Annotated in this window: 14 protein-coding genes and 1 tRNA gene; 5 read left to right on the forward strand and 10 right to left on the reverse strand. The window is 57.4% G+C overall.

From position 1 onward, the window contains the following. Window positions 1–113 precede the first annotated feature (113 nt). Complete coding sequence (locus tag Q674_RS40415) at window positions 114–1,355, forward strand: saccharopine dehydrogenase family protein (protein ID WP_023010180.1); 1,242 nt, start codon at window positions 114–116, stop codon at window positions 1,353–1,355. Here the strand turns inward: Q674_RS40415 and cydC are convergent, their stop codons facing one another. The 4 genes from cydC to Q674_RS40435 are packed head-to-tail and all read right to left on the reverse strand — an operon-like array spanning window position 1,356 to window position 7,085. Next, a complete protein-coding gene (gene cydC, locus Q674_RS40420; RefSeq protein ID WP_023010181.1) occupies window positions 1,356–2,975 on the reverse strand; it encodes a thiol reductant ABC exporter subunit CydC in 1,620 nt (539 codons plus the stop codon). Next, the gene (gene cydD, locus Q674_RS40425) at window positions 2,968–4,641 is read right to left on the reverse strand and encodes a thiol reductant ABC exporter subunit CydD (RefSeq protein WP_023010182.1); all 1,674 of its coding nucleotides are present in this window, start codon (window positions 4,639–4,641) and stop codon (window positions 2,968–2,970) included. Before cydD ends, cydC begins: the two co-directional genes overlap by 8 nt. Next, complete coding sequence (gene cydB / locus Q674_RS40430) at window positions 4,642–5,643, reverse strand: cytochrome d ubiquinol oxidase subunit II (protein WP_014421447.1); 1,002 nt, start codon at window positions 5,641–5,643, stop codon at window positions 4,642–4,644. 2 nt (window positions 5,644–5,645) lie between these two features. Next, window positions 5,646–7,085 carry a cytochrome ubiquinol oxidase subunit I gene (locus tag Q674_RS40435; RefSeq protein WP_023010183.1) on the reverse strand — a complete coding sequence of 480 codons (1,440 nt, stop codon included), beginning with the start codon at window positions 7,083–7,085 and terminating at the stop codon, window positions 5,646–5,648. A 184-nt stretch (window positions 7,086–7,269) separates the two neighbouring features. On the opposite strand from Q674_RS40435, the gene Q674_RS40440 reads away from it, so the two are divergent. Next, on the forward strand, window positions 7,270–7,899 hold the full coding sequence (locus Q674_RS40440) for a class I SAM-dependent methyltransferase (RefSeq protein ID WP_031210556.1): 630 nt from the start codon (window positions 7,270–7,272) through the stop codon (window positions 7,897–7,899). 89 nt (window positions 7,900–7,988) lie between these two features. Next, window positions 7,989–8,075 (forward strand) — tRNA-Leu (locus tag Q674_RS40445). A gap of 1 nt (window position 8,076) precedes the next feature. On the opposite strand, the gene Q674_RS40720 is transcribed toward Q674_RS40445, so the two are convergent. The 3 genes from Q674_RS40720 to Q674_RS41375 all read right to left on the reverse strand — a co-directional run bounded on the left by Q674_RS40720 (window position 8,077) and on the right by Q674_RS41375 (window position 10,922). Then, entirely contained in the window at window positions 8,077–9,669 is a 1,593-nt protein-coding gene (locus Q674_RS40720; RefSeq protein WP_023010185.1) for a diguanylate cyclase domain-containing protein, read from the reverse strand. A 181-nt stretch (window positions 9,670–9,850) separates the two neighbouring features. Further along, a complete protein-coding gene (locus Q674_RS40450) occupies window positions 9,851–10,576 on the reverse strand; it encodes a THxN family PEP-CTERM protein (RefSeq protein ID WP_014421451.1) in 726 nt (241 codons plus the stop codon). Between the two features lie 196 nt (window positions 10,577–10,772). Beyond that, a complete protein-coding gene (locus Q674_RS41375; protein WP_014421453.1) occupies window positions 10,773–10,922 on the reverse strand; it encodes a hypothetical protein in 150 nt (49 codons plus the stop codon). A gap of 148 nt (window positions 10,923–11,070) precedes the next feature. Here Q674_RS41375 and Q674_RS40455 point away from each other — a divergent pair, with 148 nt between their 5' ends. Next, on the forward strand, window positions 11,071–11,862 hold the full coding sequence (locus Q674_RS40455; RefSeq protein ID WP_023010186.1) for an enoyl-CoA hydratase: 792 nt from the start codon (window positions 11,071–11,073) through the stop codon (window positions 11,860–11,862). Here Q674_RS40455 and Q674_RS40460 read toward each other — a convergent pair whose 3' ends face one another. From Q674_RS40460 to Q674_RS40470, 3 genes are read right to left on the reverse strand one after another with little or no spacing between them, the layout of a single operon-like run. After that, window positions 11,863–12,357: a DUF192 domain-containing protein gene (locus tag Q674_RS40460; protein WP_011784941.1), complete on the reverse strand. Its 495-nt coding sequence runs from the start codon at window positions 12,355–12,357 to the stop codon at window positions 11,863–11,865. Then, complete coding sequence (locus Q674_RS40465; RefSeq protein WP_011784940.1) at window positions 12,354–13,115, reverse strand: ABC transporter permease; 762 nt, start codon at window positions 13,113–13,115, stop codon at window positions 12,354–12,356. The genes Q674_RS40460 and Q674_RS40465 overlap by 4 nt, the downstream gene beginning before the upstream one ends. 33 nt (window positions 13,116–13,148) lie before the next feature. Further along, window positions 13,149–14,069, reverse strand: a complete 921-nt coding sequence (locus tag Q674_RS40470; RefSeq protein WP_011784939.1) for an ABC transporter ATP-binding protein — start codon at window positions 14,067–14,069, stop codon at window positions 13,149–13,151. Between the two features lie 133 nt (window positions 14,070–14,202). Here Q674_RS40470 and Q674_RS40475 point away from each other — a divergent pair, with 133 nt between their 5' ends. Further along, the gene (locus tag Q674_RS40475; RefSeq protein ID WP_011784938.1) at window positions 14,203–14,652 is read left to right on the forward strand and encodes a hypothetical protein; all 450 of its coding nucleotides are present in this window, start codon (window positions 14,203–14,205) and stop codon (window positions 14,650–14,652) included. Window positions 14,653–14,676 lie beyond the last annotated feature (24 nt).

The following is a 14,676-nucleotide window of genomic DNA, read 5'->3' on the forward strand; positions in this document are numbered from 1 at the left end:
ACAGGACAAACGATTGGCCGGCCCGACGCCGGTTCACGAGTTCACGGGAAAGTAGCACCACAGAATAAACCTGTTACCATCCATTCATACATTCGTTTGAACAAGGACAGACCATGACAGACACCACCGCTGCGAACTATGACCTTGTCGTGTTCGGTGCCACCAGTTTTGTCGGCCAGATTCTGGCTCGCTACCTTCTGGAAAACTATGGTGCAGACAAGGAGGTCAAATGGGCCATTGCCGGCCGCTCCGAAGGAAAGCTGAACCAGCTCAAGTCGGATCTGGGGGCAGGCGCCGCATCACTACCGGTAATTCTGGCGGATGCAGCAGACGAGCCTGCGCTGCGCGATCTGTGCGGCCAGACGCGAGTGGTCATCTCAACCGTGGGCCCTTACGCTCTTTTCGGCGAAACTCTGGTAAAAGTCTGCGCAGAGACAGGTACGGACTATTGCGACCTCACTGGTGAAGTACAATGGATCCGTCGGATGATTGAGCGGTACGAGGCCAAGGCTAAAGAAAGCGGTGCACGGATTGTGCATTGCTGCGGCTTTGACTCGATTCCTTCCGATATGGGCGTTTGGTTCCTGCAGCAGCAATCGGAAGCAACCTTTGGCAAACCCTGCCAGGACGTGCGCATGAGGGTGAAAGTCGCCAAGGGCGGCCTTTCTGGCGGCACGGTGGCTTCCATGATCAACGTGGCCAAGGAAGCCGGAGCCGACCCCAAGTTGCGCAAGGAACTGGCCAATCCGTTCTCCATCTGCCCGCCGGAGCATCGCTCCGAGAAACGCCAGCCCAGCCTGAAATCTGCTGAGTTTGACAAGAACTTCAACGCCTGGCTGGCCCCGTTTGTGATGGGGGCCATCAACACCCGTGTGGTGCACCGCTCCAATGCGTTGCAGGGTGCCCGCTACGGCAAAGAGTTCAACTACGACGAAGCCATCATGACGGGCAAGGGCACCAAAGGCCGCCTGACCGCTTACGGTATGGTGGGTGCGCTGGGTGCGTTCTTCACCGCGTCCGCCATCAAGCCAACACGTTGGGTGGTGGAAAAGCTGGTACCCAAGCCCGGGGAGGGCCCAAGCCCGGACGATCAGGAGAAAGGTTTCTACGACCTGCGTTTCGTGGGCAAAACCACCGATGGCAAGACCATGATCACCAAGGTGACGGGCGATCGCGACCCGGGTTACGGCTCGACATCAAAAATGCTTGGTGAAGCCGGTCTGTGTCTGGCCTTTGATGTGAAAGAGGACGTCAAAGGTGGCTTCTGGACACCGGCCTCGGCGCTCGATGGCAAATTGCTCGAGCGCCTGCAGGCTAATGCCGGTCTGACGTTTGAAGTGGTCGAAACCCGCTGATCAACCCAGGTGCAGAATACGGTCGGAGGCCAGCAGGGCGTCCGGCCCGTGCCCGAGACACACAACGGTGCGCCCCTGCAGCCAACGGCTGATCTGGGGCGAAATTCGTGTACGGGTTGCCTCGTCCACACCAGTGAAAGGCTCATCCAGAATCACCACGGGTACCTGACTCAGTAACACCCTGGCCAGCACCAGGCGCCGGGCCTCCCCGCCAGATAAACGGTTGCCGGCGCTGCCCAGCCAGGTACCCAATCCTTCAGCGTCCTGGGCGAACCGTTCCGCCAGTTCGACTATCTCCAGTACCCGCCACATATCACCGTCCCCGGCGTTGGGGTTCGCCAACTGAAGGTTCGCTTTCACGGTGTCTTCAAACACCACGGTCGCTTGCGTGAGGTAGGCGCAGGGCAGGGAATGACGTTCTCCCCGGCATGGCTCTGCCAGCCCGGCCAGGGTATCTGCCAGGGTGGATTTGCCACTGCCGGAGACGCCAACGATACCGACGGTGTCGCCCGGGCGAAGCGTCAGCGTGAAGTGACTGAGTAAGGGCGAATAACCCGCGTAACCCACGGTGATATCGCAGGCCTGAAGAGAGAAGCCCTCCGGCAGTTCGCCAGCAGAACCAGCGGGTGATGCCGCGGCCCTTTCCAGACCGTGGTCGGAGTTCAGGCGGCGCGCAGCAGCACGAGTCGCTCCCAGTTTGCCAAAGGCATCCGGGAGCATGGCGTAGACTTCGGCCAGGCCCAGCAGGGCAATGGGCAGGAGAACCAGTACCGGGCCGCTCAGAGTGCCTTGCTCGAACAGGCGGAAGCCCAGCCACAAGGCTGCCACCGCCGCGACATTGATCAGCAGATGAGAGCCAGCCTGATGCCAGCCGGTTCGGCTGTCGATCCGGGCCTGATCCCTGGAAAGTTCTACGCTTCGACGCATCAGCCGGGCCGTGTGCTTACCCGTGCGGCCAGCGGCGGTAAGTTCCGCAAAGCCTTCAAGATGCTCAACCAGTGCGCCTCGCAGGCTCTCCTGCTGATCGCTCAACTGTCCGGAGGCAGCGTAAGTTCGTAGATACACCAGCCAGGTGGACAGGAGGAACGAAAGCGACAGAATTACCACCAGAATCAGCGCCACAACACCATCAAACAGTAACCACGCCATTGCGGCAAGCAGTAGGGTAACCACGGCTGCCAGGGCGGCGGGGGCAATCAGCCTGAGATAAAGCGTGTCCAGCGCATCGACATCGGCTGTGAGCCGGGAAAGCCACTGCGCGCCGGAACGGGAACTGCGCTCTGTTCGTGGCCGGGCCGCCAATCGGTCAAAAAGGGCCACCCGAATATCGGTGAGTAGCTGCAGTACCGTGTTGTGGTTGTACACGCGTTCCAGATACCGGAACACCGTTCGGGACACCGCAAAAAAACGGATACCACCGCCCGGCACATAAAGATTGATGTAGGCCTGTATCCCTGCCGCCAGCAACAGGCCAACCAGCGCGGTTTCGGTCAGAAACCAGCCAGACAACGCTAGCAGACCGATACCGGAAAGCAGGGTGCCCAGTAGCAAGCCGGCACCAACCGTAAGGCGACCTTTGCGACGGAAAATCAGCGCCAGCCAGGGCTTCAGTTCAGGCATCGCGCACCTCGCCGTCATTTACGATCAATACGCGGTCTGCCAATGTCAGCAGCGCCTGATGATGGGTGGAGAACACCAGTGTTTTGCCGGATTCGCTGAGTCTATGCAGGGCCTCCAGAATGAACACCTCGCTGGTGGCATCCAGCCCGGCCGTCGGTTCATCCAGTAGAATCAGGGGATAGTCCGCCAGGAAGATACGGGCCAGGCTTAAACGGCGGGCCTGACCACCGGACAGCCCCAGACCATCCTCGGCAATGCGGCTGTGAATGCCGTCAGCCCGGCTGTCCACCAGCTCACCCAGGCCCACCTGTCGTAATGCATAGTCGATGGCAATATCCGTCGCATCGGGGGTGGTTAGCCGAAGGTTTTCGGCCCAGGTGCCCTGAATCCAGAAGCCCCGCTGGCCAAGCCATCCGAACGGCTGATTGCCGGGAGCCTCGCCGAATACTGACACAGCACCTGCCTCTGGCTGAATAAAGCCAGCCAGCAGATGCAAAAGGGTCGATTTGCCTCCACCAGAGGGGCCGGTAAGGGCGATCACCTGACCGGCCTTGATGCGGATATCCAGGTTATCGAAGATGACCGGGCCCTCGCCGTAACGGAGCGTGACCCCGGAGATCTGAATGCCTTGATTGCTAATGCTGTTGTCTGGCCGGATCGGCTCTGCGTTGTCGACAGACTGTTCCAGCCGGGCCAGAATCTCGGCACCGGCCCCCAGGGCGGCTGCCCGGTCGTGATAGTGCTGGGATAGCGTGCGCAAGGGCTGAAAGAACTCCGGGGCCAGCAGCAGGATAAGCAATCCGCTGAACAGCGTGAGTTCGTCGCTTGGGCCAAATTCGATATAACCCAGCAATCCGAAGCCGATATAGATGGCCAATACCGCAATCGCCACAGAGGCAAAGAATTCCAGTACCGCTGACGACAAAAATGCCACTTTCAGCGTTTTCATGGTGATCTTGCGGTACTGGTCGGAACGGGCTTCCAGCGTGCGGCTGGCCGCCTCGGTTTGCCCGAACAGTTGAAGCGTCGTCAGCCCTCGAACCTTATCCAGAAACTGGCCGGATAACCGGCTGACCGTTTCGAAATGCTGCTGGTTCAGCTTTTCTGCGCCCATGCCCACCAGGGCCATAAACAGCGGAATCAGCGGCGCAGAAAGCACCAGGAAAATACCCGCCAGCCAGTCCAGCCAGAACACCAGAACGAGGATGGCCAGGGGAATCACCACAGAGAGGGTCATCTGCGGCAGAAAACGGGCGAAATAGCCGTGCAGCGCCTCCACGTGGTCCAGCCACTCGCGGGCCAGGGACGCAGCGGACGTGTCCGCCAGATTCACCGGGCCGGTGGCTTTCCAGTGATGATGCAGTTGCCGGCGGGCATCGCGCCGCACCTGCTCGCTGCAGCGGGCTGCAAAGCGGGTTTGCAGCCCCTGGCCTGCGGACCGAATCACCAGAACCGTAATCAGGGCCAGAAATACGGGCGTGAGTTCGGAAACCGTGGTTTTTTCAATCACACCCTGGTGAATCAGCCAGGCCAGCAACACCATTTGTACGATGGTGGCCAGCCCGGCAAGAACACCGGCCAGAATGGTTGCGGTGATCCAGCGCTGGCTATTGCGGGCCAGACCCGATAGCCAGGCGCGGACCTTTGACCGGGCCGGATCTGCCACTCAGTGGTACCCTTCGCCCGCACGCACCTTGCCGCGGAATACCCAGTAGGTCCAGGCGGTATAGGCCAGAACAATGGGAATGACGAACAGCAGGCCGAGCAGCAGGAACAGCTGGGACTCATAGGCGGAAGCCGCATCCCACAGGGTGTAGTTGGGCGGAACCACATACGGCCACTTGCTCACCACAAGTCCGAGATAGGTGGTGATGAACAGGCCCATGGTGGCGACGAATGGCATACCTTCAAACCGGTTGCGTACCGAACGCCAGATCTGGAAGGCACACAGCAGGGTCAGGGCCGGCAGAATCCAGATCACGCTCAGATTGGAGAACCAGCGCTCCCGCACCATGTCGTCAACAAAGGGCGTCCATACGCTGATAATGCCGAACACCACCAACACGGCAATCAGCAGTGGTGCACTTACCCGGTAGGCCCACTCTTGCAGGCGCCCTTCGGTTTTCATGATCAGCCAGGTGGAACCAAGCAGGGCATAACCGGCCAGCATCCCCAGGCCTGTCAGCACGGTGAACGGCGTCAGCCAGTCCAGCGCGCCGCCTACGTAGGCGCCATTCACGGTATTGAAGCCCTGAATGTAAGCCCCGACCACAGCACCCTGGGCGAATGCCGCTATGGTAGAGCCACCAGCAAACGACCAGTTCCACAGGTACCTGGAGGTACGGGCCTTGAACCGGAATTCAAACGCCACACCCCGGAAGATAAGCCCTGCCAGCAGCAGGAACACGCCAATGTAGAGTGCCGGCAGGAAGATGGAATACACCATCGGGAAGGCCGCCAGCAGGCCGGCACCGCCCAGCACCAGCCAGGTTTCGTTGCCGTCCCAGACCGGGGCCACCGAGTTCATCATGGTGTCCCGGTCCTCTTCCGACGGAGCGAACGGGAACAGGATGCCCACGCCCAGGTCGAAGCCGTCCATCAACACATACATGATGATGCCGAAGCCGATAATAAATGCCCAGATGAGGGCGAGATCAAACAGTTCCATGGTCAGTGCCCTCCTTCGTTAGCCGGTTTTGCCTGATGAACGCCGTGTGAGCCGGATTCAATCTCGAACGGCACATGGGCCGCAGAGAGCGGACGGGCAGGGCGATCAGAGGCATGTTCTTCATCGTCAGAATCTTCAAGACCAACGTAAAGCACCCGCATGAGGTAATACACGCCGGCACTGAACACCAGGGCATAGACAACGATATAGCCGATCAACGTGAACAGCGCCATGCCGCCGGTAAGCGAGGGCGTTACCGATTCGGCCTGGGTCATCATGCCGTACACCAGCCAGGGTGCCCGGCCTACCTCGGTCACAAACCAGCCGGTAAGCACGGCAAAGAAGGGCGCGATACTCATAAAGCGCATCCCCTGAAGATACCAGCGGGTCTTGTAAAGCCGGCCACCCGCGCGCAGAAACAGGCCTGCGAGCGCAAACAGAATCATCAGGACACCAATGCCGACCATGATCCGGAAGGACCAGAACACAATCGCCACCGGTGGTTGCTCTTCGACCGCCACTTCATTCAGACCCGGCACTTCGCCATCCCACTCGTGGGTAAGAATCAGGCTGGCCAGGCTGGGAATGCCAATCTCGAAATGGTTGGTCTGGTTTTCCTGGTCGGGAATGGCAAACAGCAACAGCGGCACATTGCGGGAGGTTTCCCAGTTGCCTTCCATAGCCGCGACCTTGGTGGGCTGATGTTCCAGAGTATTCAGGCCATGGAAGTCACCTACAACCGCCTGGGCCGGGGCAATGAACAGCAGCAACCAGAGGCACATGGAGAGTGCCTTGCGATTGGCTTCCACCTCACGCCCCCGCAACAGATACCAGGCACTGACACCCGCCACCACAAATCCACCGGTAAGGAAGGACGCCAGGGCCATGTGCATAAAGCGATACGGGAAGGACGGGTTGAAGATAGCCTCGCTCCAGGAGACCACATGGAACACGCCCTCACGGAATTCGACACCGGCCGGTGTCTGCATCCAGCTGTTGGCTGCGAGAATCCAGAAGGACGAGATAAAGGTGCCGGTGGCGACCATGATGGCGGCGAACAGATGAACGCCGGCGGGTACCTTGTCGCGGCCAAACAGCAGCACCCCCAGGAACGCCGCCTCCAGGAAGAATGCGGTGATCACCTCATAACTCAGGATGGGGCCGAGGAAGTTGGCCGAGGCCTGAGAGAATGCGCTCCAGTTGGTACCGAACTGGAATGACATCACAATGCCCGAGACCACGCCCATGCCAAAGACCACAGCGAAGACCTTGGTCCAGAAGCTCGACAGTTTGGTCCACACCGGATTACGGGTTTTGAAGGCGAGGCCCTCAAGTACCGCGATGTAGGAGGCTAGCCCGATGGTAAACACCGGAAAAATGGCGTGAAATGACACCACAAACGCGAACTGGATTCGCGATAGGATGAGAGGATCTAGTTCCATAGGAACCTCCGGTAACTCGCACAAGTCATAACAAACGGGTCAGCGAACCCGTTCAGCCGCTGCCATAGTTTATTTTGTTATGTTGTTATTACCGGCAGATGATTACGATGCTACGCAAATCGTAGCAGATTTCGATAGGGCAGTTTGTCGCACCCCTTGATATAAAACAATTATGGTGAGCCAGATGAGCTTTTACGAGGAACGAATTCTCCCCCACATCATAGACAAGGCCTGTTCCATGGGCCAGGTGATGAAGCTGCGCAGCCAGGTGGTTCCGCAGGCCCGGGGCCGGGTACTGGAAGTGGGCATGGGCTCTGGCATCAATCTGGAGTTCTACAACCAGGACCAGGTTGAGCTGGTTTACGGCCTGGAACCCTCAGAAGGCATGCGCCGAAAAGCGCTACCCAACCTGCAACGTTCCCCCATAAAAGTAGAGTGGCTGGATCTGCCGGGGGAGAAAATACCCCTGGAGGACAACAGCGTGGACACCGTGCTGCTGACCTTCACCCTATGCACCATCGCTGACTGGCACGCCGCGCTGCAGCAAATGAAACGCGTACTCAGGCCGGGTGGCAATCTGTTGTTCCTGGAGCATGGCGAATCCCCCCACGATGGCACCCGCAAATGGCAACATCGAATCACACCTGGCTGGCGCAAGCTGGCCGGTGGCTGCCACCTGAACCGCCATATAGCGGACCTGATCAGGGAAGCGGGTTTCGAAATCCTGGAGCTGGAAAACCTCTACATCCCCAAAGCGCCCAAAATCGCGGGTTACATCTACAAGGGCAGGGCGATCAAGCCGGTGGCGGCATAGAAAGCGTATTGAAGAGCGGTTGGGAAACAGAATTGCGTTACGTCATCGGCCCTTATACAATTCCGCCCTTCAAGAATCTCCCCTCCGATGCCCGGATGGTGAAATTGGTAGACACAAGAGACTTAAAATCTCTCGGCCGCAAGGCCGTGCCGGTTCGATTCCGGCTCCGGGCACCATTCAGTCTGAACTTTGAATCACCGTGGCAGCGTAGCGTTTTATTCGATCCCGGCCTTCTGCTTTGGCTTGGTAGAGAGCCTCATCGGCTCTGCGCATCAGCATTTCCGGGCCGAGTCCCCTGACATTGGCGGTTGATGCCACGCCAACACTCACTGTGACCACCGGCGCCACTGGCGAATTGGGGTGTGGAATCCGTAGCTGTTTGATGAGTTTTCTGAGGCGCTCTGCATCCTGTTCCGCGTCTTCGACGGATTGCCCGGGTAAAAGAATACTGAATTCCTCTCCGCCGGTTCGCGCCACCACAAAGCCCGGTTGCTCGAAGCATTCCTTCATCTGGTTGGCCAGGGATACCAGGCAATCGTCACCCATCTGGTGCCCGAAATGGTCGTTATAGAGCTTGAAATGGTCGATATCGAGCATTAACACTGACACTAACTGGCTCTGCGAATGGGCTTGTGCCAGTTTTTCATCGTACAGACGACGATTGGCAAGCCCGGTCAGTGGATCCTGATGAGAAAGCTTGACCAGGTTGCTGGTGCGGGTTTTCTGTGCCGCCAACAATCGCTGGAAGTTGCGAGCGAGACTTCCAATTTCATCACGACGGGTTTTAAGGGCGCGTGGAACCGCCTGAAACTGAGCGGGCTGTTCCCAGAATGTGTCTCTTCGGGTTTTACGGGTGAAACCTGTCAACTGCTTTAGCGGGCGGATGACCTGGACCCACAATAAGCTGAGAACCACCAGAAGGACGCCTAATAACAGGAGGACGGTCCAGGCCATGGTGTATCTGAATGCGCTTCGATAGTGATTGGTTTGCTCCCGGGGCAGGTCAGTGGTAATCAGCAGAGCTTCAGTCCCTCGCTGGGGTTCGATACGTTTCTGTGCTGTGAGGATAGTTTCCTGACGACTGGTGACAGGTTCATTCAGCCGTTGAGCCTCTGTCGTCACCGTATTGATGTCGATTACCAATCCAGTTTGTCGTTCAAGTGTTTCAACGAGCCGCTCGTCGATCAGACGGACCATGGCAATCAGTCCCATGGAAGGCCCGGTTCGGTCGGTTCTGAGAATAGGCTCGGCACTGATCAGTGAGGGGGTGTCGCCTGTCCCCGTGTCTATCAGGCGATATCCTTGTTGGAAATCAAAGGCGTCGAAGCCCCGGATAAAGCGTCCGGCCCACTCGCAATTGTCGGAAAGGGAGGAGCAGGTCCTGTATTCACCTGTTGCAGGATCCAGCCCTGCGACCCATCTGATGCTCGCCTGAATATCAATGAAGACCATCAACTGCACGTTAATGTCTTCGAACATCTCAGCGCTGAAATGAGAGGACGTATAGTTGGCCTGTTGTCCCTGAATGAACGCGTAGCTGTCATCCCAGTTAGCCCAGTCTCTGGTTATTGCAGCCAGCCCGTCATGATTGTCTTCCATAGCCAGGACGATCCTGTCGAGCTCCTTCTCCGCCAGTCGCGATTCTGCGGTGAGCAATGATGGGATAACAAAGGCACGCTCCCAGATAACCAGGGCAAACAAAGACACCAGCAACAGGGCGGATAGTGAGAGTAGAAAGCGCCCAATCAGCGAGCGTGCGAACCTGATCATGGGCGATTGGGGTCTCCAGGTAGTTCAGTATTGCAATAAATGTACTTTAGACCATGTTGTGGCAATCAGCGTTGTCTGAACAGTATGTAATGTCCGCATAACACAGGATTTTACATCCGGGGAGACACCAGCCCCGCCGCACGTTTCGTGCGGGAGGGGCTGGTGGAATGGCACTTTAGGCTCAGACGGACTGCTTTGCGCGACGGCGCGCAACGAGGCCAACCAGGCCCAGGCCAAGCAGGGCAAGTGTAGAGGGTTCTGGCACGGAAACCGGCCGGGAGGTAATCACACCTTTTAGTGTGGCATCGTTATCGTTCTGTTCCTTGGTCCAGAATTCACTAGCCAATGCACCGTTGTAGAAAAAGCCTGAGATATCTACAAAGTAGTTAACGCCATCGATCAGGAAGGAGTCAGAGGCGCCGACGTTAAGCGCGAATGTGACCCGGTCTCCACAGCCGTTGGCATTCAACCCGGGAATCGAGTTGTTTGGGCAAGGTCCTGCATTCGGGGTTTCCCAATGCTCGAACTCAAACACGGAGTAAATGGTTTCTGCCATTCCGTCAATGGTCAGGTTGGTTTCGACGGTCAGTTGGGCAGTATTCAGTGACGGTTCGAAGATGGGCCAGTTGTAGTGGGTGAAGGTACCCAGGTTGAAGTCAACGTTCTCATTGACGTTGACGGCTGGGGGCGCTGAGCCGTCGAAACGGTAACCACTCTGCTGTCCTCCGAAAATGGCCGGTGTTCCCCAACGGATTTCATTGGTTCCACCACCCGATACGGCCGGGCTTACGGGATTGGTGGCGGTCCAGATTCCGCTAACACCGGTTAGCTGAATCACCGCGGCCTGGGCGGAGCCTGCGGCAAACAGGGCCACGGCGGCGCTGGCGATCAATAGTTTCTTATTCATTGGTGACACTCCCTGTGGGCTTCGTCATTTGTTTACCGTCGCTCGAAGGTGTAATCCCTGAGCTCCGGGAGACAATCAGCAACGGGAGTGCCTGATCTTAAAAACTGCCCTTTTAACAATATGAAAGGAGTGTCACCTTTGCGACTGGGTGGTATTTGATCAGCTGCATTGTAAAAAAAACGGACATACCCAGAGGCTAACGATCCGGGCTGTCCTGTTCTGGCAGGGGCTCAATGCTGTTGATGTCGCCGGTGGGGGCGGCCGGTTCATCCTTGATAATCACGACGATACCGCCAACGATAATGGCAAGACCAACAACGGCTTTGAGCAATGTTGAGCGAGACATGCATCACCTCCTGTGTCGGGTACATGTTATTACCCTGAGGGCATTTCCTGGCATTGCAACCATACGCCGAAGGTCGGTTCGACATAGGCGGCGGCCTTGGGAATACTGACACCAAGAAATATCCGATAAAAACCAAGGGGAGTGTTGTATGACGGCGGCATCTGATGAACTGGTGCGACTGCACGCTGAAAACGGCGTGGCCACAGTAACCCTGAACCAACCGGAGCGGCGTAACAGTCTTTCGATGGCCTTGCTGGAAGCGCTTTCAGAGGTACTTGAGCAGATTGCCGGGGACGGTAATGTGCGCGTGGTGGTACTTGCTGCTGCCGGCAAGGTGTTCTGTGCCGGACACGATCTTCGTGAAATGCGCGAGCAGTTCGACAGCCACGATTTCCAGTTGCGGCTTTTCCGGCAATGCAGCAAGGTGATGCAGCAGATTGTGAACCTGCCCAAACCGGTGATTGCCCGCGTCGCTGGCGTAGCGACGGCCGCTGGTTGTCAGCTGGTGGCCAGTTGCGATCTGGCCGTGGCCGAGAAGGGGGCCCGTTTTGCTACGCCAGGTGTGAACATTGGCCTGTTCTGCTCAACGCCCATGGTGGCTCTGTCCCGCAATGTCAGCCGCAAGCATGCCATGGAGATGCTCTTGACCGGTGAGTTGATTGATGCGGCCCGGGCAGAACAGATCGGGCTGATTAATCGAGCGGTCGAGCCGGAAGCTCTGGATGAGACCGTGTACGGCATGGCAACCACCATCGCAGCAAAGTCCGGGCATACCCTGAAAATTGGTAAAGAGGCGTTCTACAAGCAGCTGGAAATGCCGCTGGCCCATGCCTATGACTACACGGCGAATGTGATGGCGGACAACATGCAAGCGAACGATGCCCGGGAGGGTATTTCTGCGTTTCTGGATAAGCGGGACCCAGACTGGCAACACAAGTAATCAGCGGTTGCAGAAGGCCGGCTGGTCTCGGACCAGTCGGTCTCCTGCTTCGATTTGCCGGCTGTTGAAATAACCCGCGTTCATTTCCACGGCGCGCCAGTAGGAGACGCCTGCGGGGTAGCTGGGGCAATCGTTGCTACGAGATGATGCACAAGGGTGCATCTGGCGAATGCTGACGATCACGCCCTCGTTGTCCAGAAAGGCAATATCCAGCGGTAGAAGGGTCTGGTACATCCAGAAGCCTTGCTCCGGGCTTCTCTCATAATCGTAGATGAACAGCATGCCGGCGTTTTCTGCCAGAGCTTCCCGGCCCATCAGGCCTTTCTGTCGGTCTTTGCTGTCACTCGCCACTTCCAGCACCACTGGATGTCGCGCTGTCTCTGTGACGAAACAGGCCTGGGCCACCGGGAGGTGCCCGGAATCTTTGGCCCCTGCCGAGCCACAGCTTGCAAGCAGGGTACTCACAACCAGCAGGGAGAAAAAACGAGTCATCATGAACGCAGACGGTAGCCGGTTTTGAAGATCCACCAGACGGCGGTCATACACATGGTCAGGAATACCATGGTCATGCCTACACTAATGCCCACGTGCACATCGGAAACCCCATAGAAGGCCCACCGGAAGCCGCTGATCAGGTACACCACCGGATTAAAAAGGCTGATGGTTTGCCAGATCTCGGGCAGCATCTCGATGGAATAGAAGGTGCCGCCCAGGAACACCAGTGGCGTCACAATCATCATTGGCACAATCTGCAGCTTCTCGAAGCCATCCGCCCAGATACCGATGATGAAGCCGAACAGGCTGAAGGTCATGGCTGTAAGCACCAGGAACGAAAACATCCAGAAAGGATGGAGTATTGAGTAGTCAACGAACAGCTTCGCGGTGGCCAGAATGATCAGACCCAATATCACGGCCTTGGTGGTTGCGGCTCCCACATAACCCAGCACGATTTCTACGTAGGATACCGGCGCAGACAGCACTTCATAGATGGTACCGGAGAATTTCGGCATGTAGATGCCGAAGGAGGCGTTGGAGATGCTCTGCATCAGCAGTGACAGCATCACCAGGCCGGGAATAATGTAGGCCCCGTAGCTGATGTTGTCGATGTCGCCCATGCGGGATCCGATGGCCGAGCCGAATACCACGAAGTACAGGCAGGTGGAGATAACGGGCGACAGCACGCTTTGCATGACCGTGCGTTTCATGCGTGCCATCTCGAACTTGTAGATTGCTTTAACACCGTAAAGATTCATTGTTCTCTCCGTGCGGACCGTTCGGGCGGGTGGCTACTCGTGCACCAGGCCCACGAATATCTCTTCCAGGGAACTCTCCCGGGTTTGCAGATCACGGTACTCAATGTCCAGATCTCCCAGGGTGCGTAGCAGTCGGGCCACGCCGGCCTGTTGTTGCTGAGAGTCGAAGGTATAGATCAGCTCGTAGCCGTCTTCCGAAAGTTCGATTGGCTCCAGGGTGAGTTCCCCGGGCAGCTTATCCAGTTTTTGCTGAAGCTGCAGGCGAAGTTCTTTCTTGCCCAGCTTGGACATCAGGCGGTTCTTGTCTTCCACAAGAATGATCTCGCCCTGGCGGATAACGCCGATGCGGTCGGCCATTTCTTCCGCTTCTTCAATGTAGTGGGTGGTCAGAATGATGGTGGTGCCGTTCTCGCGGAGTTTGCGCACCATCTCCCACATGTCACGCCGTAGCTCGACATCCACTCCGGCGGTAGGTTCATCCAGGAACAGAATGCGCGGTTCGTGGGACAGCGCCTTGGCGATCATCACCCGGCGTTTCATACCGCCAGACAGTGACATGATGCGGTTGTTGCGCTTGTCCCAGAGGGAGAGGTCTTTCAGAACCTTTTCGATATGGGCAGGCTTGGGTGCTTTGCCGAACAGGCCGCGACTGAAGGATACCGCGTCCCAAACGGTTTCAAAGGAGTCGGTATTGAGCTCCTGGGGCACGAGACCGATAGCCTCCCGGGCTTTGCGGTATTGCTTTACGATGTCGTGACCGGCGGCTTTTACTTCGCCATCGCTCTTGTTGACGATGCCGCAGATGATAGAGATCAGGGTAGTTTTACCAGCACCGTTGGGGCCGAGCAGCGCGAAGATCTCGCCGGGGTAGATTTCCAGGTTGACGTCTTTGAGGGCCTGGAAGCCATCTTCGTAGATCTTGTTCAGGTGCTTAACGGATATGTCCGGTTGCACGGGCGTGTCCTGTTCTGTTGGTGGTAGACCAGAAAGCCGCACATTTTCTCATGCTGGCAGCAGTTTAGAAACCTTTGCTATGTCGGGAATTATCCCCATAATGCCGGTTTAAGATCTGGTTGTGAGGCAGGGTATGGTACGAACCATCATGGTTCTGGGTTTAGTGTTGGCTGCAATTGGGGCTCTGGCGTTTGGCCCACAGTGGCTGGAAACCGCCGGCACCGCTGAGGAACGGCCAGAATGCGACCTGCTTTCCCGCGCCTGCACCTGGGAGACCGACGAAGGCGCCTGGCGAGTGGAACTCAGCACGCTCGAAGAAGGCGATCAGGGCATGGAATATCGGCTGGCGATTACCGTACCGGAAGCGCCGGACCGCTTTCTGGCGGTATTAAGAGGGCAATCCATGTATATGGGCGAATATCCGGTGCCCATGGAGCGCCAGGAGCCCCTGAGCTATCAGGCAACCTTTACGGCTCCGTTTTGCACCACGGGCGCGGAGATGATCTGGCGCATTGACCTGCAAGATGGCCAGAAAGTATTGGAAAATGTGCCCTGGGCACTGGTGTTCCGGGCTGAGAAATAGTTAAATCCCGTCAAATTTCGATGA

The sequence above is a fragment of the Marinobacter sp. EVN1 genome (assembly GCF_000475375.1).
In the GTDB taxonomy this organism is placed as follows: domain Bacteria; phylum Pseudomonadota; class Gammaproteobacteria; order Pseudomonadales; family Oleiphilaceae; genus Marinobacter; species Marinobacter nauticus.